Source organism: Pseudomonas vranovensis, from assembly GCF_040438935.1.
GTDB classification, from domain to species: Bacteria; Pseudomonadota; Gammaproteobacteria; order Pseudomonadales; family Pseudomonadaceae; genus Aquipseudomonas; species Aquipseudomonas vranovensis.
The window spans coordinates 2,840,142-2,865,980 of record NZ_CP159259.1; the positions used below are offsets into that span (position 1 = coordinate 2,840,142).

At 61.5% G+C, this 25,839-nt stretch carries 25 protein-coding genes; 16 read left to right on the forward strand and 9 right to left on the reverse strand.

From position 1 onward, the window contains the following. Positions 1 to 51: 51 nt before the first annotated feature. From ABVN19_RS13065 to ABVN19_RS13095, 7 genes are all read left to right on the forward strand, one after another. Positions 52 to 1,431, forward strand: a complete 1,380-nt coding sequence (locus ABVN19_RS13065; protein WP_105642111.1) for a uracil-xanthine permease family protein — start codon at positions 52 to 54, stop codon at positions 1,429 to 1,431. Positions 1,432 to 1,527: 96 nt separating this feature from the next. Further along, a complete protein-coding gene (gene tusD, locus ABVN19_RS13070) occupies positions 1,528 to 1,920 on the forward strand; it encodes a sulfurtransferase complex subunit TusD (RefSeq protein ID WP_105642112.1) in 393 nt (130 codons plus the stop codon). Between the two features lies 1 nt (position 1,921). Further along, positions 1,922 to 2,281 carry a sulfurtransferase complex subunit TusC gene (tusC, locus tag ABVN19_RS13075; RefSeq protein ID WP_105642113.1) on the forward strand — a complete coding sequence of 120 codons (360 nt, stop codon included), beginning with the start codon at positions 1,922 to 1,924 and terminating at the stop codon, positions 2,279 to 2,281. Further along, the gene (gene tusB, locus ABVN19_RS13080; protein ID WP_028944264.1) at positions 2,281 to 2,580 is read left to right on the forward strand and encodes a sulfurtransferase complex subunit TusB; all 300 of its coding nucleotides are present in this window, start codon (positions 2,281 to 2,283) and stop codon (positions 2,578 to 2,580) included. The genes tusC and tusB overlap by 1 nt, the downstream gene beginning before the upstream one ends. Beyond that, entirely contained in the window at positions 2,577 to 2,912 is a 336-nt protein-coding gene (locus ABVN19_RS13085) for a TusE/DsrC/DsvC family sulfur relay protein (protein WP_028944263.1), read from the forward strand. The genes tusB and ABVN19_RS13085 overlap by 4 nt, the downstream gene beginning before the upstream one ends. Then, complete coding sequence (locus ABVN19_RS13090) at positions 2,909 to 3,904, forward strand: glycosyl transferase family protein (RefSeq protein ID WP_105642114.1); 996 nt, start codon at positions 2,909 to 2,911, stop codon at positions 3,902 to 3,904. The genes ABVN19_RS13085 and ABVN19_RS13090 overlap by 4 nt, the downstream gene beginning before the upstream one ends. Positions 3,905 to 4,013: 109 nt before the next feature. Beyond that, positions 4,014 to 4,973: a glutathione S-transferase family protein gene (locus tag ABVN19_RS13095; protein WP_028944261.1), complete on the forward strand. Its 960-nt coding sequence runs from the start codon at positions 4,014 to 4,016 to the stop codon at positions 4,971 to 4,973. A 64-nt stretch (positions 4,974 to 5,037) separates the two neighbouring features. Here ABVN19_RS13095 and cysG read toward each other — a convergent pair whose 3' ends face one another. The 6 genes from cysG to ftsK all read right to left on the reverse strand — a co-directional run bounded on the left by cysG (position 5,038) and on the right by ftsK (position 12,559). Further along, the gene (gene cysG, locus ABVN19_RS13100; protein WP_028944260.1) at positions 5,038 to 6,426 is read right to left on the reverse strand and encodes a siroheme synthase CysG; all 1,389 of its coding nucleotides are present in this window, start codon (positions 6,424 to 6,426) and stop codon (positions 5,038 to 5,040) included. Next, positions 6,427 to 7,707: a serine--tRNA ligase gene (gene serS, locus ABVN19_RS13105; RefSeq protein ID WP_105642115.1), complete on the reverse strand. Its 1,281-nt coding sequence runs from the start codon at positions 7,705 to 7,707 to the stop codon at positions 6,427 to 6,429. Between the two features lie 17 nt (positions 7,708 to 7,724). Next, positions 7,725 to 8,099, reverse strand: coding sequence for a fluoride efflux transporter CrcB (gene crcB / locus ABVN19_RS13110; protein WP_028944258.1), 375 nt, complete (start codon positions 8,097 to 8,099; stop codon positions 7,725 to 7,727). Beyond that, the gene (locus ABVN19_RS13115) at positions 8,096 to 9,421 is read right to left on the reverse strand and encodes a replication-associated recombination protein A (protein ID WP_028944257.1); all 1,326 of its coding nucleotides are present in this window, start codon (positions 9,419 to 9,421) and stop codon (positions 8,096 to 8,098) included. The genes crcB and ABVN19_RS13115 overlap by 4 nt, the downstream gene beginning before the upstream one ends. An 18-nt stretch (positions 9,422 to 9,439) precedes the next feature. Further along, positions 9,440 to 10,063 carry an outer membrane lipoprotein chaperone LolA gene (gene lolA / locus ABVN19_RS13120; protein ID WP_028944256.1) on the reverse strand — a complete coding sequence of 208 codons (624 nt, stop codon included), beginning with the start codon at positions 10,061 to 10,063 and terminating at the stop codon, positions 9,440 to 9,442. A gap of 63 nt (positions 10,064 to 10,126) precedes the next feature. After that, a complete protein-coding gene (gene ftsK / locus ABVN19_RS13125) occupies positions 10,127 to 12,559 on the reverse strand; it encodes a DNA translocase FtsK (protein ID WP_177431068.1) in 2,433 nt (810 codons plus the stop codon). A gap of 324 nt (positions 12,560 to 12,883) precedes the next feature. Here ftsK and aat point away from each other — a divergent pair, with 324 nt between their 5' ends. The 3 genes from aat to infA all read left to right on the forward strand — a co-directional run bounded on the left by aat (position 12,884) and on the right by infA (position 14,652). Next, positions 12,884 to 13,564 (forward strand): leucyl/phenylalanyl-tRNA--protein transferase, encoded by a 681-nt coding sequence (aat, locus tag ABVN19_RS13130; protein WP_105642117.1) that lies wholly within the window; start codon positions 12,884 to 12,886, stop codon positions 13,562 to 13,564. Positions 13,565 to 13,621: 57 nt separating this feature from the next. Then, positions 13,622 to 14,329: an arginyltransferase gene (locus ABVN19_RS13135; RefSeq protein WP_028944253.1), complete on the forward strand. Its 708-nt coding sequence runs from the start codon at positions 13,622 to 13,624 to the stop codon at positions 14,327 to 14,329. A gap of 104 nt (positions 14,330 to 14,433) precedes the next feature. Next, a complete protein-coding gene (infA, locus tag ABVN19_RS13140; protein ID WP_002553999.1) occupies positions 14,434 to 14,652 on the forward strand; it encodes a translation initiation factor IF-1 in 219 nt (72 codons plus the stop codon). A 122-nt stretch (positions 14,653 to 14,774) separates the two neighbouring features. On the opposite strand, the gene clpA is transcribed toward infA, so the two are convergent. Further along, on the reverse strand, positions 14,775 to 17,045 hold the full coding sequence (gene clpA, locus ABVN19_RS13145) for an ATP-dependent Clp protease ATP-binding subunit ClpA (RefSeq protein WP_028944252.1): 2,271 nt from the start codon (positions 17,043 to 17,045) through the stop codon (positions 14,775 to 14,777). A gap of 30 nt (positions 17,046 to 17,075) precedes the next feature. Then, on the reverse strand, positions 17,076 to 17,438 hold the full coding sequence (gene clpS, locus ABVN19_RS13150; RefSeq protein WP_028944251.1) for an ATP-dependent Clp protease adapter ClpS: 363 nt from the start codon (positions 17,436 to 17,438) through the stop codon (positions 17,076 to 17,078). A 227-nt stretch (positions 17,439 to 17,665) separates the two neighbouring features. Between clpS and cspD the strand changes: the two genes are divergently transcribed. Further along, on the forward strand, positions 17,666 to 17,929 hold the full coding sequence (gene cspD, locus ABVN19_RS13155; protein WP_256585865.1) for a cold shock domain-containing protein CspD: 264 nt from the start codon (positions 17,666 to 17,668) through the stop codon (positions 17,927 to 17,929). A 67-nt stretch (positions 17,930 to 17,996) separates the two neighbouring features. On the opposite strand, the gene icd is transcribed toward cspD, so the two are convergent. Then, positions 17,997 to 19,253 carry an NADP-dependent isocitrate dehydrogenase gene (gene icd, locus ABVN19_RS13160; protein ID WP_028944249.1) on the reverse strand — a complete coding sequence of 419 codons (1,257 nt, stop codon included), beginning with the start codon at positions 19,251 to 19,253 and terminating at the stop codon, positions 17,997 to 17,999. Between the two features lie 414 nt (positions 19,254 to 19,667). Between icd and ABVN19_RS13165 the strand changes: the two genes are divergently transcribed. The 5 genes from ABVN19_RS13165 (at position 19,668) to purB (ending at position 25,829) form a co-directional block, all read left to right on the forward strand. After that, complete coding sequence (locus ABVN19_RS13165) at positions 19,668 to 21,893, forward strand: NADP-dependent isocitrate dehydrogenase (protein WP_028944248.1); 2,226 nt, start codon at positions 19,668 to 19,670, stop codon at positions 21,891 to 21,893. Positions 21,894 to 22,015: 122 nt separating this feature from the next. Next, complete coding sequence (locus ABVN19_RS13170; protein ID WP_028944247.1) at positions 22,016 to 22,456, forward strand: NUDIX hydrolase; 441 nt, start codon at positions 22,016 to 22,018, stop codon at positions 22,454 to 22,456. A gap of 70 nt (positions 22,457 to 22,526) precedes the next feature. Continuing rightward, positions 22,527 to 23,648: a tRNA 2-thiouridine(34) synthase MnmA gene (gene mnmA / locus ABVN19_RS13175; protein ID WP_105642118.1), complete on the forward strand. Its 1,122-nt coding sequence runs from the start codon at positions 22,527 to 22,529 to the stop codon at positions 23,646 to 23,648. Then, positions 23,648 to 24,268 carry a high frequency lysogenization protein HflD gene (hflD, locus tag ABVN19_RS13180; RefSeq protein WP_028944245.1) on the forward strand — a complete coding sequence of 207 codons (621 nt, stop codon included), beginning with the start codon at positions 23,648 to 23,650 and terminating at the stop codon, positions 24,266 to 24,268. Before mnmA ends, hflD begins: the two co-directional genes overlap by 1 nt. Positions 24,269 to 24,458: 190 nt before the next feature. Further along, positions 24,459 to 25,829 carry an adenylosuccinate lyase gene (purB, locus tag ABVN19_RS13185; protein ID WP_105642119.1) on the forward strand — a complete coding sequence of 457 codons (1,371 nt, stop codon included), beginning with the start codon at positions 24,459 to 24,461 and terminating at the stop codon, positions 25,827 to 25,829. The last annotated feature ends 10 nt before the right edge of the window (positions 25,830 to 25,839 follow it).

Consider the following 25,839-nt stretch of genomic DNA (forward strand, 5'->3'; position numbering starts at 1 on the left):
GGGGATTAAGCCGTAGAATGCGCTCCTTTTTTCTTCCGGGGCAGCACTCCCATGAGTTCAATCGAGCAAGGGCCCGGCGCACCTGCGCAGGTCAATGAACTGGTTCTTGGCCTTGAGGATCGACCGCGGCCGCTGATCGCGATGCTGGCTGCACTGCAGCATCTGCTGGCGATCATCGTGCCGATCGTGACGCCGGGGCTGTTGATCTGCCAGGCACTGGGGGTTTCGGCGCGCGATACCAACCTGATCGTGTCGATGTCGCTGGTGATTTCCGGGATTGCAACCTTCGTTCAGTGCCGTCGCTTCGGACCGTTCGGTGCCGGGTTGTTGATTGTTCAGGGCACCAGTTTCAACTTTGTCGGGCCGCTGATCGCCGGTGGCGCATTGATGGTCAAGCAAGGCACGCCGGTTGAGGCGGTGATGGCGGCTATCTTTGGTGTGGTGATTGCCGGCTCCTTCGTGGAGATGGGCATTTCGCGCATTTTGCCGTTCGTTAAGCGCCTGATCACACCCCTGGTAACCGGTATCGTAGTGCTGATGATCGGCCTGACGCTGATCAAGGTGGGCCTGATCAGCATGGGCGGCGGCTTTACCGCCATGGGCAACGGTACCTTCGCCAACGGCGAGAACCTGCTGCTGTCGGGCGTGGTGCTGGCGATTATCGTGGTGCTCAACCGTATCCCGCTGGTGTGGATGCGCAGCTGCGCCATTGTTATTGCCCTGGCAGTGGGCTATGCCCTGGCGGGCTATCTGGGCCGCCTGGATTTCACCGGCATGCATGAAGCCGAGCTGTTCCAGGTGCCAATGCCGCTGCATTTCGGCCTCGGCTTCTCCTGGGCGCTGTTCATTCCGATGCTGGTGATTTACCTGGTGACCTCGCTGGAAGCCATCGGTGACGTGACCGCCACCAGCAAGGTATCGCGCCAACCGGTGGAAGGTCCGCTGTGGATGCAGCGAATCAAGGGGGGGGTGCTGGTCAACGGTGCCAACTCGCTGCTGGCCGGGGTATTCAATACCTTCCCCAGCTCGATCTTCGCCCAGAACAACGGCGTGATTCAGCTGACCGGTATTGCCAGCCGTCATATCGGTGTGTGGATCGCGGCGATGCTGGTGATTCTCGGCCTGTTCCCGAGTGTTGCCGGGGTGATCCAGGCGGTGCCGGAGCCGGTGCTGGGCGGCGCGGCAATGGTAATGTTCGGGGCGGTGGCCGCGTCGGGGATCAATATCCTCGCCAGCATCAACCTGGACCGTCGTGCGCTGCTGATTATCGCCGTGTCGCTGGCGCTGGGCCTGGGTGTGGCACAAGTGCCGGAGTTCCTCGCACATATGCCGTCGGCACTGCGCAACGTGCTGGAGTCGGGGGTGGCTACCGGCGGGATTTGTGCGCTGGTGTTGAACTGGTTCCTGCCTGAGCATAAAGAAAAGGCCTGAGGACATTCGCGGGCAAGCCCGCGCCCACACAGAAGCCCGCAGCTGTTGCGGGCTTTTTGCTTTATGATTGGCGCAGTTTTGCTGAATGAGCCTTCCATGAAGTTCGCCATCGCGGTTTTTTCTCCGGCCCATGCGCCCTCTTCCCGTCGCGCCTTGTTGTTCGCCCAGGCGGCGCTTGCCGGCGGGCACGAGATTGTCCGGCTGTTTTTCTATCAGGACGGTGTACACAGCGCATCTGCCAATGTGGTCACCCCGCAGGATGAGCTGGATATCGCCGCCCAGTGGCGCGCCTTTATCAGTGAGCACAGCCTCGATGCCGTGGTGTGTATCGCTGCGGCCCTGCGCCGTGGCGTGCTCAACGCCGAGGAAGCCCAGCGCTACCAACGCCCGGCGGTGAACCTGCCAGCGCCCTGGGAGCTGTCCGGCCTTGGTCAACTGCATGAAGGTGCGCAAAGCGCCGACCGGCTGATGTGCTTCGGAGGTGATTGAGATGGCCAAGTCCTTGCTGATTATCAGCCGCCAGGCGCCCTGGGCCGGCCCGTCCGCCCGCGAAGCCCTGGACATTGCCCTGGCCGGTGGCGCCTTCGACCTGCCCCTGGGCATGTTGTTTCTCGACGATGGCGTGTTCCAGCTCGCGCCCGGCCAAGCGCCTGCGCAGTTGCAGCAAAAGAACCTCGCCGCCAACCTGCAGGCCCTGCCGATGTTCGGCGTCGAAGAGCTGTTTGCCGCCGACAGCAGCCTCAAGGAACGCGGCCTTGCTGCCGACAGCCTGAGCCTGCCGGTAGCGGTGCTGGATGACGCCGCCCTGGCTGCGTTGATCGACCGTTTCGACCAGGTGGTAACCCTCTGATGAGCACCTTGCATGTAATTTCCCACTCGCCGTTTGGCGACAATCGCCTCACCAGCTGCCTGCGCCTGCTCGGCGATCAGGACGGCGTGTTGCTGTGTGGCGATGCGGTGTATGCCCTGCAACCCGGCAGCGCGCCACTGGCAACCCTGCAAGCGAGAAACCTGCAAGGACGCCTGTTCGCCCTTGAAGAAGACCTGCAAGCGCGCGGCATCAGTGCAGATGAAGGTACCCGCGCCATCGACTATCCGGCGTTCGTGGCGCTGTCGCTGGACTTCGACAAGGTCAACAGCTGGCTATGAGTACCCTGACTGTTGGCGACCGTAGCATCGCCCTGGACAAGGACGGCTACCTGGTCGAACTGAGTGACTGGTCTGATGAAGTCGCCCAGGCCCTGGCCGAACACGAGCAATTGGAACTGACTCCCGAACACTGGGAGGTGCTGACGCTGCTGCGTGCGTTCTACCAGGAGTTCGAGCTGTCGCCGGCCACTCGCCCGCTGATCAAGTACGCCGCACTCAAGCTGGGCCCGGAAAAAGGCAACAGCCTGCACCTCAACCGCCTGTTCAAAGGCACCCCCGCCAAACTCGCCGCAAAGCTTGCGGGCCTGCCGAAGCCGACCAACTGCATATGACCGACCCTCGCCCACTGATCACCGACACCCCGGCCGAACACCCTTTCGCCCAGTTCGTGCGCATTCTTGGCAAGGGCAAACGCGGCGCCCGCGGCCTGAACCGCGAAGAAGCCCGCGAGGCGATGGGCATGCTGCTCGATGGCAAGGTTGAAGAAACCCAGTTGGGTGCCTTCCTGATGCTGCTTCGGCACAAGGAAGAGAGCCCTGAGGAGTTGGCGGGGTTCACCGAAGCCTTGCGCGAACGTTTGCACGCCCCGCAGATCGCGGTGGATATCGACTGGCCCAGCTACGCCGGCAAAAAGCGCCACCTGCCCTGGTACCTGCTGGCCGCCAAGTGCCTGGCCGCCAACGGTGTGCGCATCCTGCTGCATGGCGGCGGCGCGCATACGGCCGGACGTCTGTACACCGAGCAGGTGCTGGAATTGCTGCAGATCCCCCTGTGCCGAGACTGGACTACCGTTGCCCAGGCCCTGGACAACCAGCATCTGGCGTTCATCCCCCTGCAGGACTGGGCACCACGCCTGCAGCGCATGATCGACCTGCGCAACACCCTGGGCTTGCGCTCGCCGATCCACTCCCTGGCCCGGGTGCTCAACCCACTGGGCGCTCGCTGCGGCCTGCAAAGTATCTTCCACCCCGGCTACCAGGCGGTACACCGCGAAGCCAGCCGCCTGCTCGGCGACACGGCCATTGTGATCAAGGGCGATGGCGGCGAAATCGAGATCAATCCCGATACCAGCAGCCACCTGTACGGAACCGCCAATGGTGAGGACTGGGACGAGCAATGGCCGGCCCTGGCCGCCCTGCGCCATGTCAAACCGGCCAGCCTCGAGCCCGAGCAACTGCTGTCTGTATGGCGCGGCGAATCGCACGACAGCTACGGTGAACTGGCGGTGGTGGCAACCATGGCCCTGGCACTGCGCGGCCTTGGCCAACCTCGCGAAGCAACCTTTGCCCAGGCCCGGCGCTACTGGGATCAACGCCTGGCCTGAGGGATTCATCTACTCAATCGATCAAACAGGCGAAGACTTTGCGCTATTCGTTCGAACCCAGGCCCGTACACTGGGTTCTATATTCGAACGAATCACCGAGGAGCTCCCCATGGGCCTGTTGATCGATGGACGCTGGCATGACCAGTGGTATGAAAGCAGCAAGGACGGCGCGTTCCAGCGCGAGAGTACGCAGCGCCACAATCAGCTCCCCGCCGCCGAAGCCGGGCGCTACCACCTGTATGTATCACTTGCCTGTCCCTGGGCCCATCGCACGCTGATCTTTCGCAAGCTCAAGGGCCTGGAAAACCTCATCGATGTGTCGGTGGTCAGCTGGCTGATGAGCGAGAACGGCTGGACCTTCGACCAGGGCCAGGGCTCTACCGGCGACAAGCTCGACCACCTGGACTTTCTCCATCAGCGCTATACCCGTGACGACCCACACTACAGCGGCCGGGTCACGGTACCGGTGCTGTGGGACAAACAGGAACAACGCATCGTCAACAACGAATCGGCCGAGATCATTCGGATCTTCAACCGCGCCTTCAACGACCTGACCGGCAATGTCCTGGACCTCTACCCTGCACCACTTCAAGCCGAGATAGATACGCTTAACGAGCGGATCTATCCGGCGGTGAACAACGGCGTGTACCGCGCAGGCTTTGCAACCTCGCAACAGGCGTACGAACAGGCGTTTGATGAAGTGTTTGCCGAGCTCGACTACCTGGAAGCGCGGCTGGGCGAGCGGCGTTACCTGACCGGGGAATACCTGACCGAGGCCGACTGGCGATTGTTCACCACCCTGATCCGTTTCGATGCGGTGTACCACGGGCACTTCAAGTGCAACCTGCGGCGCCTGGCCGATTACCCGAACCTGTCGAACTGGCTACGAGAGCTGTATCAGTGGCCAGGGGTGGCCGAGACAGTCAATTTCGAACATATCCAGAAGCACTATTACATGAGCCACAAGACCATCAACCCGAACGGGATCGTACCCAAGGGGCCGCTGCAGGACTTTGCGGTGGAGCATGATCGGGAGCGCTTGCCCGGGAAAGGAATCTGGGGGAAATAGAGGCGGGAATGATCGCGGGGCAGGCTCGCTCCTACGGTAGGAGCGGGCTTGCCCCGCGATGCTTTCAGGACTGCGCGCCTTCGAACCAGGCCAGCTTCTCACGTAGTCGGACTACTTCGCCGACGATCACCAGTGTTGGTGCATGCACTTCGTGCTCTGCCACCAACGTCGGCAAGTCCGCCAAAGTGCCGGTGAACACCCGCTGATTCGGCGTAGTGCCTTGCTGCACCAGCGCGGCCGGCGTATCAGCGGCACGCCCATGACGGATCAGTTCAGCGCAAATGGTCGGCAACCCCACCAGCCCCATGTAGAACACCAGGGTCTGGGCAGGCGCCACCAGGTCGTTCCAGGGCAGATTGCTGGTGCCGTCCTTGAGGTGGCCCGTTACAAAGCGTACCGACTGGGCGTAGTCACGGTGCGTCAGCGGAATCCCGGCATAGGCCGAGCACCCGCTAGCTGCAGTGATACCCGGCACCACCTGGAACGGAATACCGTGCTCGGCCAGTTCCTCGATCTCTTCGCCACCACGGCCGAAGATGAACGGATCACCACCCTTGAGGCGCAACACCCGCTTGCCCTGGCGCGCCAGGGTAACCAGCAGCTGGTTGATCTGCTCCTGCGGCACGGCATGGTCGGCGCGGCGCTTGCCGACGTAGATACGCTCGGCATCACGACGGCACAACTCGATGATCGCCGGGGCCACCAGACGGTCGTAGAGCACCACATCGGCCTGTTGCATCAGGCGCAGGGCACGGAAGGTGAGCAGGTCCGGATCACCTGGGCCGGCACCGACCAGGTAGACCTCGCCCGGTGCCAGGTAGCTGGCACCGTCGATCTTGGCTTGCAGCAAGCGCTCGGCCTCAGCGCCCTGCCCGGCCAGTTGTCGCTCGGCGATCGGGCCCTGGAACACATCTTCCCAGAAGCCGCGACGCTGATTGACGTCCGGGTAGAGTGCCTTGACCTTGTCGCGAAAGCGCGCGCCCAGCCCGGCCAATTCACCGTAGGCCGCCGGAATCCAGGTTTCCAGCTTGGCCCGGATCAGCCGCGCCAGCACCGGCGCATCGCCGCCGCTGGACACCGCCACCACCAGGGGCGAACGGTCGACAATCGCCGGGAATATTACCGAACACAGCGCCGGTGCATCGACCACATTGACCGGCACGCAGCGCTGGTGGGCATCAGCCGAGACCTGGGCATTGAGCGCCGGATCGTCGGTCGCAGCGATGATCAGCTGGCAGCCATCCAGGTCGGTTTGCTGGTAGCCACGACCGAGGATTTCACCACCGCTGTGCCGGGCAAGTTCGGCCAGTTGCGCTTCGATTTCAGGCGCGACCACGCGCAGCACAGCGCCGGCATCGGCCAGCAGGCGGGATTTGCGCAAGGCAATCTCGCCCCCACCGACAACCAGTACACGGCTACCGCGCAGCTTGTGGAACAGCGGCAGAAACTCCATTTAACCGATGACCTCGACGCCACCCATGTAAGGCTTGAGCACTTCCGGCACACGGATCGAGCCGTCGGCCTGCTGGTAGTTCTCCAGCACGGCAACCAGGGTACGACCGACCGCCAGGCCCGAGCCATTCAGGGTGTGTACCAGCTCAGGCTTGCCGGTTTCCGGGTTGCGCCAGCGTGCTTGCATGCGGCGGGCCTGGAAGTCGCCACAGTTGGAGCACGAGGAAATCTCGCGGTATTTTTCCTGGCTCGGCACCCAGACTTCAAGGTCGTAGGTCTTGACCGCGCTGAAGCCCATGTCGCCGGTGCACAGCGCCAATACACGGTAAGGTAGTTCCAGGGCCTGCAGTACGCGTTCGGCGTTGGCAGTCAGGCCTTCCAGGGCTTCCATGGATTTGCTCGGCTCAACGATCTGGACCATCTCGACCTTGTCGAACTGGTGCTGGCGGATCATGCCGCGGGTGTCACGACCCGAGGCACCGGCTTCGCTGCGGAAGCACGGGGTGTGGGCAACGAACTTGACCGGCAGTTGCTTGGCGTCGAGGATCTCGCCAGCGACGATGTTGGTCAGCGACACTTCGGCGGTCGGGATCAGGTAGAAATCGGCCTCACCGTCACGGCTGATCTTGAACAAGTCTTCCTCGAACTTCGGCAACTGGCCGGTGCCTTGCAGCGCCGGGGCTTGTACCAGGTACGGGGTGTAGGCTTCTTCGTAGCCGTGCTCGCTGGTGTGCAGGTTGATCATGAACTGCGCCAGGGCACGGTGCAGGCGGGCAATCGGGCCGCGCAGCAGGGCGAAACGGGCACCCGACAGCTTGGCGGCGGTTTCGAAGTCCAGGCCACCGCTCAGTTCGCCCAGGGCCACGTGGTCTTTGATCTCGAAATCGAAGCTGCGCGGGGTGCCCCAGCGACGCACTTCAACGTTGTGATCTTCATCGGCGCCAACCGGCACGCTCTCGTCCGGCAGGTTGGGGATACCCAGCACGATGGCGTCAAGTTCAGCCTGAATGCCATCCAGCTCGACCTTGCCGCTGGCCAGTTCGCCAGCCATGCGCTCGACGTCGGCCATCAATGGCGCGATGTCTTCACCACGGGCCTTGGCCTGGCCAATGGACTTGGAACGGGCGTTACGCTCGGCCTGCAGTTGTTCGGTGCGGGTCTGCACTACCTTGCGGCGTTCTTCCAGTGCTTCGATGCGCGCGACATCCAGGCTGAAGCCACGGGAGGCCAGGCGGTCCGCCACTTCCTGAAGTTGGCCGCGTAACAGTTTGGAATCGAGCATATCGTTCTCTCGTTGGTTCAGAATTTGGTCAAAGACAGGCCGGCCCAGGTTGCGAGCAGCCCGCCCATTACGCTGAGCCCAGCATAGCCGAAGGCCAGCGGCGCCTGCCCGCTTTCGAGCAGGCGCACGGTATCCAGTGAAAAGGATGAAAAGGTTGTCAGGCCGCCAAGAAAGCCGACGATCAGGCCGGCACGCAGCTCGACCGGCACTAGCGGACGGTGCAGAAACAGACCGTACAACACGCCGATCAACAGGCAGCCCAAAAGGTTGACCGCCAGCGTACCGAGATAGAAGTGGCGTGGCCAGTGGGCGTTGACCCAATTGGACGCGGCAAAGCGCAGCAGGGTGCCAGCAATGCCTCCAGCACTGACGGCGGCGATCACAGCAATCATGGCTTTCTCCGCTGCCGGGGGCTTTTGCGGTCCAGCTCGGCCAGGTGCTTGAGCTTCTCGCCGATCTTCAGCTCCAGGCCGCGCGGCACAGGCTGGTAGTACTGGCGCGGCTCAAGGTTGTCGGGGAAGTAGTCTTCGCCGGCGGCATAGGCATCTGGTTCGTCGTGGGCATAGCGGTATTCGTCGCCGTAGCCCAGTTGCTTCATCAATTTGGTCGGTGCGTTGCGAAGATGCAGCGGGACTTCTAGCGAGCCGTGCTCGCCCGCCTCGCGCAGGGCCGTCTTGAAGCCCATGTACACGGCGTTGCTCTTCGGTGCGCAAGCGAGGTAGGTAATGGCCTGGGCCACTGCCAGCTCACCTTCGGGGCTACCCAGGCGTTCTTGCACGTCCCAGGCCGCCAGGCACAGGCTCAAGGCCCGGGGGTCGGCGTTGCCGATGTCTTCGCTGGCCATGCGCACCACTCGCCGGGCAATGTACAGCGGGTCGCAACCGCCATCGAGCATGCGTGCGAACCAGTACAGCGCACCGTCGGGGTTGGAGCCGCGCACCGACTTGTGCAACGCCGAGATCTGGTCGTAGAAGGCCTCGCCGCCCTTGTCGAAACGTCGACGGCTGTCACCCAGCAGGCTTTGCAGCAGTTCCATGCCGATCTCGCTGCCGTCTTCAGCCAGGTCCGAGGCGTTTTCCAGCAGGTTGAGCATGCGCCGGCCATCGCCGTCGGCGGCCGCCATGAGCATCTTGAAGGCTTCTTCACCCAGGCGCAGCTGGCGCTTGCCCAGGCCGCGCTCTTCGCTCAGCGCTCGCCCTACCAGCTTGTGCAGCGCGGCCTCGTCGAGGCTTTTGAGCACGTAGACCCGCGCCCGCGAGAGCAAGGCATTGTTCAACTCGAAGGAGGGGTTTTCGGTGGTGGCGCCGATGAAGATCAGCGTGCCGTCTTCGACATAGGGCAGGAAGGCATCCTGCTGGGACTTGTTGAAACGGTGTACTTCATCGACGAACAGGATTGTGCGTCGCCCGTACTGCCCGGCCTGCTGCTTGGCGATGTCCACCGCGTGGCGGATTTCCTTGACCCCGGCCAGCACCGCCGAGACGGTCTCGAAGTGCGCATCGCAGAACTGCGCCAGCAGGCGCGCCAGGGTGGTCTTGCCGACACCCGGCGGGCCCCAGAAGATCATCGAGTGCAACGCCCCCTGTTCCAGTGCCTCGCGCAGCGGCTTGCCGCGGGCCAGCAGGTGCTCCTGGCCGACGTACTCATCCAGGTTGGCCGGGCGCAGGCGCGCCGCCAGGGGCTGGGCTACGGGATCGCTACGAAACAGGTCCATGGGCGCTGCTACTACCTCTTATTCCGAAATGACATCGGCGCCTTTCGGGATCTCGAACTTGAACGTGCTCGCCGGAATCGCCCCGTTGGCCTTGACCCCGGTGAACAGGATATTAGTGCGCTGACCGACGCTGTCGATCAGTTGCATATCGTTGACCAGCCCTTTGCGGAACGACAGGCGCAGGGAGTCGAACAGAGTGTCCTTGGTTTTCGGCTTGAGCGTGAAGTCCATCACGTCGCCCTGCTCCTTGGAGGTGATGTCGAAGCTCTGGCTGATCTTCGACACGTCACCGGACAGCAGCAACGCCGGCGTTTCGGTCAGGCGCTGGTCGAGCTTCTTGATGGTCGCCTGCTCCAGGTCAGGGTCCCACAGGGTGACGGTCTTGCCGTCCGACACCACCACTTGCTCCTGCGGTGCATCGGTGTGCCAGTAGAACAGGCCTGGACGCTGTACCGACATCTGCCCTGCGGCTTCCTGCAGGCTGGTGCCGCTGGCGTCCAGGGTCAACTGGGAGAAACGGGCTTCGATCGTCCTGGATTTTTCCAGCAGCTGGGTCAAGCGCGCCACATCCTGTTCTCCGGCAAACACAGAAGCGCTGGACAGGGCGATAGCGGAAACCAACATCATGCGAATCAGGCGCATGGAAATCCTCGTTGCAGTATGAATGGGCCCGCGGCCGCTACGGGCCGCAGGCTGGGTGGTTCATCAGTCGCGAGATGGCCCTGGGGCAATCACTTCACGTGAGCCGTTGGTGTTCATGGCGGTCACCACACCGGCCATTTCCATGGCCTCGATCATTCGCGCGGCGCGGTTATAGCCAATCTTCAGCTTGCGCTGGACCGCAGAGATGGAGGCACGACGGCTTTCGAGCACAAACTGCACGGCTTCATCGTACAAGGCATCGGTTTCGGCATCATCGCCGTCGCCGCCACCGCCGCCTTCAAAGCCGCTACCCGCCTCTTCGACGCCATTGAGGATATCGTCGTTGTAGTCCGGCGCACCCCGTTGTTTCCATGCCTCGACCACGCGATGGACTTCATCGTCGGAAACGAAGGCGCCATGCACACGGATCGGCAAGCTGGTGCCTGGCGGCATGTAGAGCATGTCACCGTGACCAAGCAACTGCTCCGCGCCACCCTGGTCGATAATGGTCCGCGAGTCGATCTTGCTCGATACCTGGAACGCCATACGGGTCGGGATGTTGGCCTTGATCAGACCGGTGATCACGTCCACCGACGGACGCTGGGTCGCGAGGATCAGGTGGATACCCGCGGCCCGGGCCTTCTGGGCGATACGGGCGATGAGCTCTTCGACCTTTTTGCCGACGATCATCATCATGTCGGCGAACTCATCCACCACCACCACGATGGTCGGCAGGGTCTTGAGCAGCGGCGGCACGTCATCCATGCTTTCGCGCTTGAACATCGGGTCGTAGATCGGCTCGCCAGCTTCTTCGGCATCCTTGACCTTGCGGTTGAAGCCCGCCAGGTTGCGCACGCCCATGGCCGCCATCAGCTTGTAGCGGCGCTCCATCTCGGCAACGCTCCAGCGCAGGGCGTTGGCGGCGTCCTTCATATCGGTCACTACTGGGCAAAGCAAGTGCGGAATGCCTTCGTAGATCGACAGTTCGAGCATTTTCGGGTCGATCATGATCAGCTTGGCGTCTTCAGGGCCCGACTTGAACAGGATCGACAGGATCATGGCGTTCACGCCCACCGACTTACCGGAGCCGGTGGTACCGGCAACCAGCAGGTGGGGCATCTTGGCAAGGTCGGTAATCACCGGCTTGCCACCGATATCGTGGCCCAGGGCCATGGTGACCGGCGACTTGGCCTCATCGTATTGCGGCGACGACAGCACTTCGGAGAAACGCACGATCTGACGGTCTTCGTTGGGAATCTCGATACCAACGGTGGTCTTGCCCGGAATCACTTCGACCACACGCACGCTGGTCACGGCCAGGGAACGCGCCAGGTCTTTTGCCAGGTTGGCGATACGGCTGACCTTGACGCCTGCGGCCGGCTGGATTTCGTAGCGGGTAATCACCGGGCCCGGGTGAATGGAGTCCACCGAGACTTCGACGCCGAATTCCTTGAGTTTGATTTCCAGCAGATGACCGACACCTGCCAACGACTCAGGCGAGTAATTGACCTGCTTTTTCTCGGCAGGGTCGAGGATGGAGATGGGTGGCAAGGTGCCTTCGACGGCGCTGTCGACGAACAGTGGGGCCTGCTTTTCCTTTTGCACGCGTTTGCTGGGCTCTGGCGCCTTGACCGGGGCCGGCATGATCACCGGGGCCGGCTGTTGCTCGCGCTGGGCCACATGCTTGCTCAGGGCCTGGTCGCGCTCGATGATGCGCTCCTTGGCCTTGGCCTGCTCGCGTCGATCGGACACCGCTGGGGCTACCACGTCATGAACCTGGTCATCGACCTCGCGCAGCTTGGCCACCAGGCGTTTGCGCTCGTTGCGGGCGGCCCACCAGCGGTTGGCGGCACCCTGGAACAGCTCGAACAGATCGAGGGTGATCTTGCCGGTAACGTCCATGACCTTGAACCAGGACAGGTCGGTGAACACCGTCAGGCCGAACAGGAACAAGGCGATGAACATCAGGGTGCTGCCCTGCACGTTCAGGGCGTTCTTGGCCAGGTCGCCCAGGCTTTCACCCAGCGCGCCCCCGGCCGAGGCCGGCAGGCTTGCGGCGGAATGGAAGTGGATATGGGCCAGAGCCGCACCCGAGAGCACCAGGAACACCAGGCCGATCAGGCGCCAGGAGAACAACCAGCCGCTCCACTGCCAGGGTTGGTGGCGTTCACGAAAAATCTGCCAGGTCTTGATGGCCAGCAGCAGCGGGAAGATGTAGGCGAAGTAGCCGAGCACCATGAACAGGATGTCGGCGAAATAGGCACCGGCGCGGCCGGCGGCGTTCTGCACCTGCTCGACATTGCTGGTGTGGCTGAAACCTGGGTCGGCCTGGTCGTAGGTCAGCAGCGCCATCCACAGGTACAGGCACAGCGCCCCCATGGCGATCAGCGCACCTTCCTTGAGGCGATAATGCAGCTGCTGGCGCCAGAGCGGCACAGGCAAGGGATTCGATGTTGCGGTGGATTTCTTCAAAACGCTTCTATTCCTGCGCTCGATGCGCGTCCAACAGTGATTGACCCAATTGAACAGTCAACAAACCACTACTTTTAACATTACTGCCCGCCTACCGCCATGACGGCACGCCAGAAGGAAGCGTAAACGGGGGCCAATTTCCTATATCGCAATTTGAGCACGCATTTTCTTTTGTGACAAAGGCTTATGCGGGGTTTTTACGCAGGTGTGACAACAAAGGGTGGCGCAAGTTGCTTTAGTGCATCGCGGGACAAGCCCGCTCCAACCCAACCGGTAGGAGCGGGCTTGTCCCGCGATAGCCTTTCAGGCGATCCTGACCACCCTCCCCTCCTCCATCACAGAACGACGATGCTGACCTGGTTGAGCCGCGACACCCTGAACTTCCCTCCACTGGACAAAGCCCTGCGCGACCCCAATGGCCTGCTCGCCGCTGGCGGCGACCTGAGCGCCGAGCGCCTGGTGCAGGCCTATCGTCATGGCTGCTTCCCCTGGTATCAGGATGGCCAGCCGATCCTCTGGTGGTCACCCGATCCGCGCACTGTACTGTTCCCCGATGAACTGCATGTATCACGCTCCCTGCGCAAGATCATGCGCCAGGGCCGCTACCAGGTCAGCTTCGACCAGGATTTTGCTGCCGTCATCCGCGCCTGCGCCGCACCCCGTGACTACGCCGATGGCACCTGGATCACCGACAGCATGCAGGCGGCCTACCTCACGCTATACCAGCAGGGTTTCGCCCATTCGGTGGAAGTGCGCCAGGACGGTGAGCTGGTAGGTGGCCTGTACGGCCTGGCCATGGGCCGACTGTTTTTCGGCGAATCGATGTTCAGCCGCGCCGACAACGCCTCGAAAGTCGGCTTTGTGAGCCTGGTCGAACACCTGCGGCATGCGGGGTTCGTGCTGATCGACTGCCAGATGCCCACTGACCACCTGCACAGCCTGGGCGCGCGCGCCATTGCCCGCGCGACCTTTGCCGATTATTTGCAGCGCTACCTGGATGAACCCAACAACGCCAGTTGGGTTTGCTAGGCGAGTTTTTCCAGCTGGCTTACACTTAATTCAAACGCACCTCCCGAGGGGTTGATCATGACAGAGCTGGCGCGGTTGAAGTTTTATGCCACTCAACCCCATTCCTGCAGCTACCTGCCAGACGAACAAGCCACAACGCTGTTTCTCGATCCGAGCCAGCCAATGGACGTGAATGTCTACGCAGACCTGTCGGAAATGGGCTTCCGGCGCAGTGGCGACCACCTGTATCGCCCGCATTGCCAGAATTGCAACGCCTGTGTACCGGCGCGGATTCCGTCTGCACGCTTTTTGCCAAACCGCCAGCAAAAACGCATTCTCAAGCGCAACGCCGACCTGACCGTCACGCCCGCCCGCCCAGCCTTCAAGGAAGAGTACTTCGAACTGTACCGGCGCTACATCGAGCAACGCCATGCCGACGGTGACATGTACCCACCCAGCCGCGACCAGTTCTCCACGTTCCTGGTTCGTGACCTGCCGTTTTCACGCTTCTACGAGTTCCGCCTGCAAGGCCGCCTGGTCGCCGTGGCCGTCACCGACCTGCTACCCAACGGCCTCTCGGCGGTCTACACCTTCTACGAACCCGACGAGGAGCGCAGGAGCCTGGGCCGCTATGCCATCCTCTGGCAGATCACCGAAGCCCTGCGCCTGGGGCTGGACGCCGTCTACCTCGGGTACTGGATCAAAAACTGCAAAAAAATGAACTACAAGACCCAGTACCGCCCCATCGAGCTGTTGATCAATCAGCGCTGGGTGACCCTGAACTGAAATCATTGGCTTGAAGTCCATTTTTCGGGCACAATGCACGCCACTTTTTTTGCCTGGCGCAGTCGTGCACCGGGCCATTAACTGGACACCGAGGGCTTTACTGCATGTCGAAAGAAGACAGCTTCGAAATGGAAGGCACTGTCGTCGACACCCTGCCCAACACCATGTTCCGTGTGGAGTTGGAAAATGGGCACGTCGTTACCGCGCATATCTCAGGAAAAATGCGCAAGAACTACATTCGTATTCTGACCGGTGACAAGGTCCGCGTCGAACTGACGCCTTATGACCTGAGCAAAGGGCGCATCACCTACCGCGCTCGATAAGCAACACCAACAAAAATGCCCGGCTACATGCCGGGCATTTTTGTTTGCCTTGAAACGCATCGCGGGGCAAACCCGCTCCTACAGAACTTGCAGGAGCGGGCGTGCCCCGCGACCAGCAACTACTACGCCATCTCGGCCGTGGTCTCGAAGTCGAACACCAACTCGCCATCGCGAATGTCGACGTGCACCACTCCGCCGTGCTCAGCCAGCTCGCCGAACAGGATCTCCTCGGCCAACGGCCGCTTGATCTTGTCCTGGATCAGCCGCGCCATCGGCCGTGCGCCCATCTGCGCGTCGTAACCACCAGCAGCCAGCCAGCTGCGCGCCGCATCGCTGACCTCCAGCAGAACGCGCTTGTCTTCCAGTTGCGCCTGCAGCTCGATGAGGAACTTGTCCACCACACTCTTGATCGTCTCGTGACTGAGACGGCCAAACTGGATGATGGTGTCCAGGCGGTTGCGGAACTCTGGCGTGAAGCTCTTCTTGATCACCTCCATCGCATCCGAGGAGTGATCCTGCTGCGTGAAGCCAATGGAGGCTCGCGCTGCGGTTTCAGCACCGGCGTTAGTGGTCATGATCACGATCACGTTGCGGAAGTCCGCCTTGCGTCCGTTGTTGTCGGTCAGGGTACCGTGGTCCATCACCTGCAGCAGCAGGTTGAAGACTTCGGGGTGCGCCTTCTCGATTTCATCGAGCAGCAATACGCAGTGCGGCTGCTTGGTAATGGCTTCGGTGAGCAAGCCACCCTGGTCGAACCCGACGTAGCCCGGAGGGGCACCAATCAGGCGCGAAACAGTATGACGCTCCATGTACTCGGACATGTCGAAGCGCACCAGCTCAACCCCAAGCGCCTTGGCCAACTGACGCGCCGCCTCGGTCTTGCCGACACCCGTAGGACCTGCGAACAGGAACGACCCGACTGGCTTGTCTGGCGACTTGAGGCCAGCACGAGACAACTTGATGGCAGTCGCCAGCGAATCGATCGCCGCATCCTGACCAAAGACGGTCAGCTTCAGGTCTCGCTCCAGGTTACGCAGCAGTTCCTTGTCGGAACTGGTGACGTGCTTTGGCGGGATCCGCGCGATTTTCGCGACGATATCTTCAACTTGCGGCACATCGATACGCTTGACGCGCATCTCGACCGGCTGCAGGCGCTGATACGCCCCTGCCTCGTCAATCACATCGATGGCTTTGTCCGGCATGTGCCGGTCATTGATGTAGCGTGCTGCAAGCTCTGCGGCTGCGCGCAGGGCCTCATCGCTGTACTCGATGTTGTGGTGAGTCTCGAAGCGCCCCTTGAGGCCGCGCAGGATGCCGACGGTGTCTTCCACCGATGGCTCACTGACATCGACTTTCTGGAACCGCCGCGCCAGGGCACGGTCCTTCTCGAAGATGCCACGGAACTCCTGGAAGGTGGTCGAACCGATGCAACGGATATCACCCGAGGACAGCAGCGGCTTGAGCAGGTTCGAGGCATCCATCACACCACCGGATGCCGCACCGGCGCCAATGATGGTGTGGATCTCGTCGATGAACAGGATTGCCTGAGGCCGCTTGCGCAGCTCGCCGAGCAACGCCTTGAAGCGCTTCTCGAAGTCGCCGCGGTACTTGGTGCCGGCCAGCAGCGCACCCAGGTCAAGGGAGTAGACAACGCTCTGCGCCAGCAGGTCTGGCACCTGGCCATCGACAATGCGCTTGGCCAGGCCTTCGGCGATGGCAGTCTTGCCCACACCGGCCTCACCGACCAGCAGCGGGTTGTTCTTGCGCCGGCGCGCCAAAATCTGCGCTACGCGCTCGACTTCCAGCTCGCGACCGACCAGCGGGTCGATACGGCCTTGACGGGCCTGTTCGTTGAGGTTGCTGGCATAGGCATCCAGAGGATTGCCCGACGACGAGGTTTCGCCACCGTCTTCATCCTGCATATCCTGCTCGCCTTCGGAGTGCTCACCCTGCCCCGGCACCTTGGAGATGCCATGGGCGATGTAGTTGACCACATCGATACGGGCGACGCTCTGCTGCTTGAGCAGGAACACCGCCTGACTTTCCTGTTCGCTGAAAATCGCCACCAGCACATTTGCGCCAGTGACTTCACGCTTGCCCGAGCTCTGGACGTGGAAGACTGCGCGCTGCAATACACGCTGGAAGCCCAGGGTTGGCTGGGTCTCGCGATCCTCGTCATGCACGGGGATCAACGGCGTGGTGGAGTCGATGAACTCCTGCAGGTCGTGTTTGAGTTTGTCGAGGTTCGCGCCGCAGGCACGCAAAACGGTGGCTGCGGCCTCATTATCCAGCAATGCCAGCAGCAGGTGTTCGACGGTCATGAACTCATGACGCTTCGAACGTGCCTCCTTGAAGGCCAGATTGAGGGTGACTTCGAGCTCGCGGTTTAACATAGCTTCACCTCATACCCAAGTGGTCGGCGATTAACCGTCCTTCTCGATTTCACAGAGTAGCGGATGCTGGCTTTCCCTGGCGTATTGGTTGACCTGCATGGCCTTGGTCTCGGCGATGTCGCGGGTAAACAATCCGCACACTGCCCGTCCTTCTGTATGGACGGCCAGCATGACCTTGGTCGCCAGCTCGCGATTCAGGTTAAAAAACACCTCGAGCACTTCGACGACGAAATCCATCGGTGTGTAGTCATCGTTGAACAAAACCACCTTGTACATGGGTGGCGCCTGCAGCGCTGGCTTGGCTTCCTGAACCGCCAGGCCGGAACCATCGTCCTCATGCGATTGCGGGCGATCCTGATTGAATGTTAGTCGAATCTGGCTATGTACATGCATGGAAAGAAATTCATCATTTCGACAGGTTAAGGTTGTGGGTTGACCGCAAAGCCGACGCTTGAACGACTGTCGCCCGACCTTGACTATCGGCAAAACGGTGTTACAACCAATAAGAACCCACCGTGGTCGATAAAGATCCGCGCAGTCAACCAGAATTTTCGCAGGTTCATATGCGGATGGAGTGGATGATACTCCAGTGATGGAGTCCTTTGCAGAGGGATATGAGGATGGCAAGCGGTAAAGTCAAGTGGTTCAACAATGCCAAGGGCTACGGATTCATCAACGAAGAAGGGAAAAGCGACGACCTTTTCGCTCATTATTCCGCCATCAAGATGGATGGATATAAAACGTTGAAAGCCGGCCAGGCCGTCACATTCGAGATTATCCAGGGACCCAAGGGATTGCACGCCATCGAAATCCAGGATGCCAACAGAAAAGTCGATATCGCGCCAGCCACCACGTCCACAGCAGATAGCGCCATTGGCGCCTGATTGCTGAACGCAATAAAAAGCCGACCCGTTCCTGCGAGCGGGTCGGCTTTTGTTTGCCTGCTTTTTATTACATGTGCTTGATCAGCGCCTCACCAAAACCGGAACTGCTGACCAGCGTGGCGCCATCCATCAGGCGCTCGAAGTCATAGGTCACGGTCTTGGCCTTGATTGCACCATTGGTACCTTTGATGATCAGGTCAGCGGCTTCGGTCCAGCCCAGGTGACGCAGCATCATCTCGGCCGAGAGAATCACCGACCCCGGGTTCACCTGGTCTTTGCCGGCGTATTTCGGCGCCGTGCCGTGGGTAGCCTCGAACATGGCCACCGTATCCGACAGGTTGGCACCTGGAGCAATACCGATACCCCCTACTTCGGCCGCCAGGGCGTCGGAGAGGTAGTCGCCATTTAGGTTGAGAGTCGCGATCACATCGTACTCGGCCGGACGCAGCAGGATCTGCTGGAGCATGGCGTCGGCGATGGCATCCTTGACGATGACCTCGCGACCGGTTTTCGGGTTCTTGAACTTCATCCACGGGCCGCCATCGAGCAGCTCGGCACCGAATTCGTTCTTGGCCACTTCGTAGCCCCAATCCTTGAAGGCCCCTTCTGTGAACTTCATGATGTTACCCTTGTGGACGATGGTCAGCGACTTGCGGTCGTTGTCCACTACGTACTGCAGGGCCTTGCGCACCAGACGCTGGGTACCTTCCTTGGACACCGGCTTGATGCCGATACCGCAGTCCTGGTCGAAACGGATCTTGGTAACGCCCATTTCCTCTTTGAGGAACTTGATGACCTTCTGCGCCTCAGGCGAGCCAGCCTTCCACTCGATACCGGCATAGATGTCTTCGGAGTTCTCACGGAAGATCACCATGTCGACATCGCCAGGTTTTTTCACCGGGCTCGGCACACCGTCGAACCACACCACCGGCCGCAGGCACACATACAGGTCCAGCTGCTGGCGCAGGGCAACGTTCAGGGAGCGGATACCGCCACCAACCGGGGTGGTCAGCGGCCCCTTGATGGAGACGACGTAATCTTTGACGGCATCCAGGGTCTCCTGGGGCAGCCAGGTGTCCTGGTCGTATACCTGCGTGGCTTTTTCACCCGCATAGACTTCCATCCAGGAAATCTTGCGCTTGCCCCCATAGGCTTTTTCTACAGCAGCATCAACCACTTTGATCATGACGGGACTGACGTCTACGCCAATGCCATCGCCTTCGATGAACGGGATGATCGGATTATCAGGAACATTTAGAGAATGGTCTGCGTTGACGGTGATTTTGTCGCCGACTGCCGGAACCTTGATTTTCTGGTATCCCATGCTGCACTCCGTTTTTTTGGTGTGGTACGTCATCTGGATCCCCAGAGCGTAACCCAGTTGCACGGCAACGGGAACCATGCGGGCGAATGCCCCGAAATGGGGCGTCCCGGCCTACATCTTTGGTCTAAAAAAGCCGCTCGGGCGCGTTGATCTTGATGATTAAGACCAAGGGTTTGGTATACTCCGCCGGTGACCAAAGGGTCACTGGGGGCGAACCGTCTGGAACGAGACTCGCAGGCCCCGACAAGACTGGGCTGTTACCGCAGTTCAGCCGTTTGACACTCGACTGATGCAATCCACCATCACCGCACAGAACCCTCGACCTTCTGCTCATAGATGTGTCTGAGTGAAGCGCCTACCCTGCGCACCTCGAGATTCTGCGCACGCTCAGCAAAACAGAGAGTTAACCCGAATATGCCCACCCGATCCAAGATCATCTACACCTTCACCGACGAAGCCCCCGCCCTCGCCACCTATTCACTGCTCCCCATCGTCGAAGCCTTCACCGCTTGCGCCGACATCGCCGTAGAAACCCGGGACATCTCTCTGGCCGGCCGCATCCTTTCTGCCTTCCCTGAACAGCTCGGCGCCGACAAGCAAGTGGCCGACCACCTGGCAGAACTGGGCCAACTGGCAACCACGCCAGAAGCCAACATCATCAAGCTGCCGAACATCAGCGCCTCGGTACCGCAGCTCAAGGCCGCGATCAAGGAACTGCAAGCCAAGGGCTTCAACATTCCTGACTACCCTGAAGCCGCCAGCACCGATGCCGAGAAAGAAGCCAAGGCTCGCTACGACCGCATCAAGGGCAGCGCCGTGAACCCGGTTCTGCGTGAAGGCAACTCCGACCGCCGCGCGCCGCTGTCGGTCAAGAACTACGCTCGCAAGCACCCGCACAAGATGGGTGCCTGGGCTGCCGACTCCAAGTCCCACGTGGCCCACATGAGCCAGGGCGACTTCTACGGCAGCGAGAAAGCCGCGCTGATCGAAGCCGATGACAGCCTGCGCATCGAATTGCTGGACAAGAACGGCAACACCACCGTTCTGAAAGAAAAAACCGCCGTCAAGGCCGGTGAAATCATCGACTGCGCCGTGATGAGCACCAAGGCGCTGCGTAAATTCATCGCCGCCGAAATCGAAGACGCCAAGGCCAAGGGCGTACTGCTGTCGGTACACCTCAAAGCCACCATGATGAAGGTCTCCGACCCGATCATGTTCGGCCAGATCGTTGCCGAGTACTATCAGGATGCGCTGAACAAGCACGCCGATGTACTGGCCGAGATCGGCTTCAACCTGAACAACGGTATCGGTGACCTGTACGCCCGCATCAAGGCCCTGCCAGCTGAACAGCAAGCGCAGATCGAAGCCGACATCAAGGCCGTCTACGACGTGCGTCCAGCGCTGGCCATGGTCAACTCCGACAAAGGCATTACCAACCTGCACGTGCCGAGCGACGTCATCGTCGACGCCTCGATGCCGGCGATGATCCGTGACTCGGGCAAGATGTGGAACACCGAAGGCCAACTGCAAGATACCAAGGCCGTGATACCGGATCGTTGCTACGCCACTATCTACCAGGCTGTCATCGAAGACTGCAAGCAACACGGCGCCTTCGACCCGACCACCATGGGCAGCGTACCGAACGTTGGCCTGATGGCACAGAAAGCCGAAGAGTACGGCTCCCACGACAAGACCTTCCAGGCCAAGACCGACGGCGTCATTCGCGTGGTTGACGGCAAGGGCAACCTGCTGCTGGCCCAGGACGTCGAAGCGGGCGACATCTTCCGTATGTGCCAGACCAAAGACGCGCCGATCCAGGACTGGGTCAAGCTGGCCGTCAACCGCGCACGCGCCAGCAACACCCCGGCGCTGTTCTGGCTCGACCCGCAGCGCGCCCACGACGGCGTGCTGATCGAGAAGGTCCAGCAGTACCTCAAGGACCACGACACCACCGGCCTGGACATCCGTGTCCTGTCGCCTGTCGAGGCCATGAAGGTATCCCTGCAGCGTATCCGCGCCGGCCAGGACACCATCTCCGTCACCGGTAACGTACTGCGCGACTATCTGACCGACCTGTTCCCGATCATGGAGCTGGGCACCAGCGCCAAGATGCTGTCGATCGTGCCGCTGATGAACAACGGCGGCCTGTTCGAGACCGGCGCCGGCGGCTCCGCACCCAAGCACGTACAGCAACTGGTCGAAGAAAACTTCCTGCGCTGGGATTCGCTGGGCGAGTTCCTGGCCCTCGCCGCTTCCCTGGAGCACCTGGGCAGCGCCTACGACAACCCGAAAGCCAAGGTACTGGCGGCGACCCTGGACCAGGCCACCGGCCAGTTCCTGGACACCAACAAGTCCCCTGCGCGCAAGGTTGGCGGCATCGACAACCGCGGCAGCCATTTCTACCTGACCCTGTACTGGGCCCAGGCACTGGCTGCACAGAGCGACGACGCAGCCCTGCAAGCGCGCTTCGCCCCACTGGCAAAAGCCCTGGCCGAGAACGAGGCGACCATCGTCGCCGAGCTCAACGCCGTTCAGGGCAAGCCGGCAGAAATCGGTGGTTACTACTACCCGGATGCCGAGCTGACCAGCAAGGTGATGCGCCCAAGCCAGACCCTGAACAGCGCGATTGCCGCACTGTAAGGCTAGCTTGACGTAACATCGGAAGCCCCGGCCACGCACCGGGGCTTCTGCTTTTTCGGGTTTGATCGCGGGGCAACTCCGCTCCTGCTGATCCCGGTAAAAAAATGACACAGGACCATCCCATGACCTGGCAACCCCACATCACCGTCGCCACCATCGTCGAAGACCAGGGCCGCTTCCTCATGGTCGAGGAGTTCAAGGCCGGCAAGCATGTCTTCAACCAACCGGCCGGCCATCTGGAGGCCAACGAAAGTCTGCTTGAGGCTGCCATCCGCGAAACGCTGGAAGAGACCGCCTGGGATGTCGAGCTGACCGGCATCGTCGGCATCTACCTCTACACGGCCCCCAGCAACGGCGTGACGTACCAACGCGTGTGCTTCGCCGCCCGGCCACTCAAGCACCACCCCCAGCGCGCCCTGGACAGCGACATCGTCCGCGCCGTATGGCTGACGCGCGAGGAACTGCTGGCCGCCCCCGAACGCTGGCGCAGCGAGCTGGTACCCCGCTGCATCGGTGACTACCTGGCTGGCCCCCTGCACAGCCTGACACTGATTCGCGACTGACGGTGACGATGCCTTGTAGGCCGCAGTTTGATAGAATCGTCGTCTTTTTCCAGATACACAGCCGGTACCTATGACCAGTCCAGCACTTTACGAACCTGAAAAGACACGCGTTATCGTCGGCATGTCCGGCGGCGTGGACTCTTCCGTCTCCGCCCTCCTGCTCATGGAGCAGGGCTATCAGGTGGAAGGCCTGTTCATGAAGAACTGGGAAGAGGACGACGGCACCGAATACTGCACCGCCCGCGAAGACCTGGCCGACGCCCAGGCCGTGTGCGACCGCATCGGCATCAAGCTGCACACCGCCAATTTTGCCGCCGAGTACTGGGACAACGTGTTCGAGCACTTCCTGGCCGAATACAAGGCTGGGCGCACGCCGAATCCGGACATCCTGTGCAACCGTGAAATTAAGTTCAAGGCCTTCCTCGACTACGCCCTGATGCTGGGCGCCGACCTGATCGCCACTGGCCACTACGTGCGCCGCCGCGACACTGACGGGCGTACCGAGCTGCTCAAGGGGCTGGACCCGAACAAAGACCAGAGCTACTTCCTGCACGCTGTGGGCGGCGAGCAGATTGCCCGCACCCTGTTCCCGGTGGGCGAGCTGGAAAAGCCCGAAGTTCGTGCCATTGCCGAAAAACACGGTCTGGCCACGGCCAAGAAAAAAGACTCCACCGGCATCTGCTTTATCGGTGAGCGTCGCTTCAGCGACTTCCTCAAGCAGTACCTGCCGGCACAACCGGGCGAGATCCAGACCACCGACGGCGAGGTGATCGGCCGCCATCACGGCCTGATGTACCACACCATCGGCCAGCGCCAGGGCCTGGGCATCGGCGGCCTGAAAGACGCCGGCGACGAGCCGTGGTACGTGCTTGAGAAAGACCTCAGCCGCAATGTGCTGGTGGTCGGCCAGGGCAACGAACACCCGTGGCTGTTTTCTCGCGCCCTGCTCGCCTCGGAAATTTTCTGGGTCAACCCGATCGACCTGTCCAACCCGCGCCGCCTGACCGCCAAGGTCCGCTACCGCCAGAGTGATCAGGACTGCACCCTGGAACTCACAGAAAGCGGCTACCGCGCCGTCTTCGACGAACCCCAGCGCGCGGTTACTCCCGGCCAGTCGGTGGTCTTCTACCACGGCGAGATCTGCCTGGGCGGCGGCGTGATCGAAACGGCAGAGCCGTGGAGCGCCCACTGATGAGCTCGATCCAAGAGCAACTGATCGCCCTGGGCGGCGTGTTCCAGGCCGCTGTACTGGTCGACCGCATCGCCCGCACCGGCCAGGCCAGCGAGGCCAACCTGGGCTGCATGCTCGGCAGCCTGCTGGTACGCGATCCACAGAACACCCTGGAAGTGTTCGGCGGCGACGACCTGAACCTGCGCGACGGCTACCGCGCCCTGGCCAGCGCCCTCGAGCGCGACCCGGGCAGCCTGCAGCGCGAGCCACTGCGCTACGCGTTGTCGATGTTGGGCCTTGAACGCCAGCTGGCCAAACGCGCCGACATGCTCGACGTGATCGGCAACCGCCTGCCACAGATCCAGTCCCAGGCCGAGCATTTCGGCCTGGTGCACGAGAACGTCATTGCCTCCAGCGGCGCCCTCTACCAGGACACCCTGAGCACCCTGCGCCAACGCATTCAAGTGCATGGTGACATGCGCCACCTGCAACAACCGAGCAACGCCTCGAAGATTCGCGCCCTGCTCCTGGCCGGCATTCGCGCCGCACGCCTGTGGCGCCAGCTGGGCGGGCACCGCTGGCAGTTGGTGATCAGCCGGCGCAAACTGCTCAAAGAGCTGTATCCGATGCTGCGCGGCTGACCTCGCTCGTTGGCAAGCCACCCCCGCAGAGCAGGCATGCCCAGCACCTGCGGGAGCTTGCTTGCCAGCGATGAGGCCATGACTGACGCCACAGATTTACCGGCAGACCATTTGTCAGCCACCCGACCCGGGCGCGTTTTTCATGTATGATATGCGCCCTTTTCAAAGCCTGACTGTCCGAGAACACCCCATGCAGCTTTCCTCGCTCACTGCGGTTTCCCCTGTTGACGGCCGCTACGCCGGCAAAACCCAGGCCCTGCGCCCTATTTTCAGCGAATACGGCCTGATCCGTTTCCGCGCCCTGGTCGAGGTGCGCTGGTTGCAGCGCCTGGCCGCTCACCCGCAAATCGCTGAAGTTCCAGCGTTTTCTGCCGAAGCCAATGCCCTGCTCAATGGCCTGGCCGATGAGTTCGCCCTCGAGCATGCCGAGCGCGTCAAGGAAATCGAGCGCACCACCAACCACGACGTCAAGGCCATCGAGTACCTGCTCAAGGAGCAGGCTGCCAAGCTGCCGGAACTGACCAAGGTAAGTGAATTCATCCACTTCGCCTGCACCAGCGAAGATATCAACAACCTGTCCCACGCCCTGATGCTTCGCGCAGGCCGGGACGACGTACTGCTGCCGCTGATGCGCCAGATCGCCCAGTCGATCCGTGAGCTGGCCCATCGCTTCGCCGACGTGCCGATGCTGTCGCGCACCCACGGCCAACCGGCTTCGCCCACCACCCTGGGCAAAGAACTGGCCAACGTCGTCTATCGTCTCGAGCGCCAGATCGCACAAGTGGCCGCTGTACCGCTGTTGGGCAAGATCAACGGCGCCGTGGGTAACTACAATGCCCACCTGTCGGCCTACCCGCAGATCGACTGGGAAGCCAACGCCCGCGCCTTCATCGAAGACGAACTGGGCCTGGTGTTCAATCCCTACACCACCCAGATCGAGCCGCACGACTACATTGCCGAGCTGTTCGACGCGATCGCCCGCTTCAACACCATCCTGATCGACTTCGACCGCGATATCTGGGGCTACATCTCCCTGGGCTACTTCAAGCAGCGCACCATCGCCGGCGAAATCGGTTCTTCGACCATGCCGCACAAGGTCAACCCGATCGACTTCGAGAACTCCGAAGGCAACCTGGGTATCGCCAACGCGCTGTTCCAGCACCTTGCCAGCAAGCTGCCGATCTCGCGCTGGCAGCGTGACCTGACCGACTCCACCGTGCTGCGCAACCTGGGTGTCGGTTTCGCCCATAGCGTGATCGCCTACGAGGCCAGCCTCAAAGGCATCAGCAAGCTGGAAATCAACACCCAGCGCATCGCTGAAGACCTGGACGCCTGCTGGGAAGTCCTGGCCGAACCGATCCAGACCGTCATGCGCCGCTATGACATCGAGAACCCCTACGAGAAGCTCAAGGAGCTGACCCGTGGCAAAGGCATCAGCCCTGAAGCGCTGTTGACCTTCATCGATGGCCTGGACATGCCTGTCGAAGCCCGTGAAGAGCTCAAGAAGCTGACCCCAGCCTCCTACATCGGTAACGCTGCGGCTCAAGCCAAACGCATCTGATCTACGCCCT

Excerpts from the sequence above, each read along its gene's own strand:
- ABVN19_RS13065 (WP_105642111.1), top strand. The coding sequence starts at position 52 with ATGAGTTCAATCGAGCAAGGGCCCGGCGCACCTGCGCAGGTCAATGAA.
- tusD (WP_105642112.1), top strand. The coding sequence starts at position 1,528 with ATGAAGTTCGCCATCGCGGTTTTTTCTCCGGCCCATGCGCCCTCTTCC.
- tusC (WP_105642113.1), top strand. The coding sequence starts at position 1,922 with ATGGCCAAGTCCTTGCTGATTATCAGCCGCCAGGCGCCCTGGGCCGGC.
- tusB (WP_028944264.1), top strand. The coding sequence starts at position 2,281 with ATGAGCACCTTGCATGTAATTTCCCACTCGCCGTTTGGCGACAATCGC.
- ABVN19_RS13085 (WP_028944263.1), top strand. The coding sequence starts at position 2,577 with ATGAGTACCCTGACTGTTGGCGACCGTAGCATCGCCCTGGACAAGGAC.
- ABVN19_RS13090 (WP_105642114.1), top strand. The coding sequence starts at position 2,909 with ATGACCGACCCTCGCCCACTGATCACCGACACCCCGGCCGAACACCCT.
- ABVN19_RS13095 (WP_028944261.1), top strand. The coding sequence starts at position 4,014 with ATGGGCCTGTTGATCGATGGACGCTGGCATGACCAGTGGTATGAAAGC.
- cysG (WP_028944260.1), bottom strand. The coding sequence starts at position 6,426 with ATGGAGTTTCTGCCGCTGTTCCACAAGCTGCGCGGTAGCCGTGTACTG.
- serS (WP_105642115.1), bottom strand. The coding sequence starts at position 7,707 with ATGCTCGATTCCAAACTGTTACGCGGCCAACTTCAGGAAGTGGCGGAC.
- crcB (WP_028944258.1), bottom strand. The coding sequence starts at position 8,099 with ATGATTGCTGTGATCGCCGCCGTCAGTGCTGGAGGCATTGCTGGCACC.
- ABVN19_RS13115 (WP_028944257.1), bottom strand. The coding sequence starts at position 9,421 with ATGGACCTGTTTCGTAGCGATCCCGTAGCCCAGCCCCTGGCGGCGCGC.
- lolA (WP_028944256.1), bottom strand. The coding sequence starts at position 10,063 with ATGCGCCTGATTCGCATGATGTTGGTTTCCGCTATCGCCCTGTCCAGC.
- aat (WP_105642117.1), top strand. The coding sequence starts at position 12,884 with ATGCTGACCTGGTTGAGCCGCGACACCCTGAACTTCCCTCCACTGGAC.
- ABVN19_RS13135 (WP_028944253.1), top strand. The coding sequence starts at position 13,622 with ATGACAGAGCTGGCGCGGTTGAAGTTTTATGCCACTCAACCCCATTCC.
- infA (WP_002553999.1), top strand. The coding sequence starts at position 14,434 with ATGTCGAAAGAAGACAGCTTCGAAATGGAAGGCACTGTCGTCGACACC.
- clpA (WP_028944252.1), bottom strand. The coding sequence starts at position 17,045 with ATGTTAAACCGCGAGCTCGAAGTCACCCTCAATCTGGCCTTCAAGGAG.
- clpS (WP_028944251.1), bottom strand. The coding sequence starts at position 17,438 with ATGCATGTACATAGCCAGATTCGACTAACATTCAATCAGGATCGCCCG.
- cspD (WP_256585865.1), top strand. The coding sequence starts at position 17,666 with ATGGCAAGCGGTAAAGTCAAGTGGTTCAACAATGCCAAGGGCTACGGA.
- icd (WP_028944249.1), bottom strand. The coding sequence starts at position 19,253 with ATGGGATACCAGAAAATCAAGGTTCCGGCAGTCGGCGACAAAATCACC.
- ABVN19_RS13165 (WP_028944248.1), top strand. The coding sequence starts at position 19,668 with ATGCCCACCCGATCCAAGATCATCTACACCTTCACCGACGAAGCCCCC.
- ABVN19_RS13170 (WP_028944247.1), top strand. The coding sequence starts at position 22,016 with ATGACCTGGCAACCCCACATCACCGTCGCCACCATCGTCGAAGACCAG.
- mnmA (WP_105642118.1), top strand. The coding sequence starts at position 22,527 with ATGACCAGTCCAGCACTTTACGAACCTGAAAAGACACGCGTTATCGTC.
- hflD (WP_028944245.1), top strand. The coding sequence starts at position 23,648 with ATGAGCTCGATCCAAGAGCAACTGATCGCCCTGGGCGGCGTGTTCCAG.
- purB (WP_105642119.1), top strand. The coding sequence starts at position 24,459 with ATGCAGCTTTCCTCGCTCACTGCGGTTTCCCCTGTTGACGGCCGCTAC.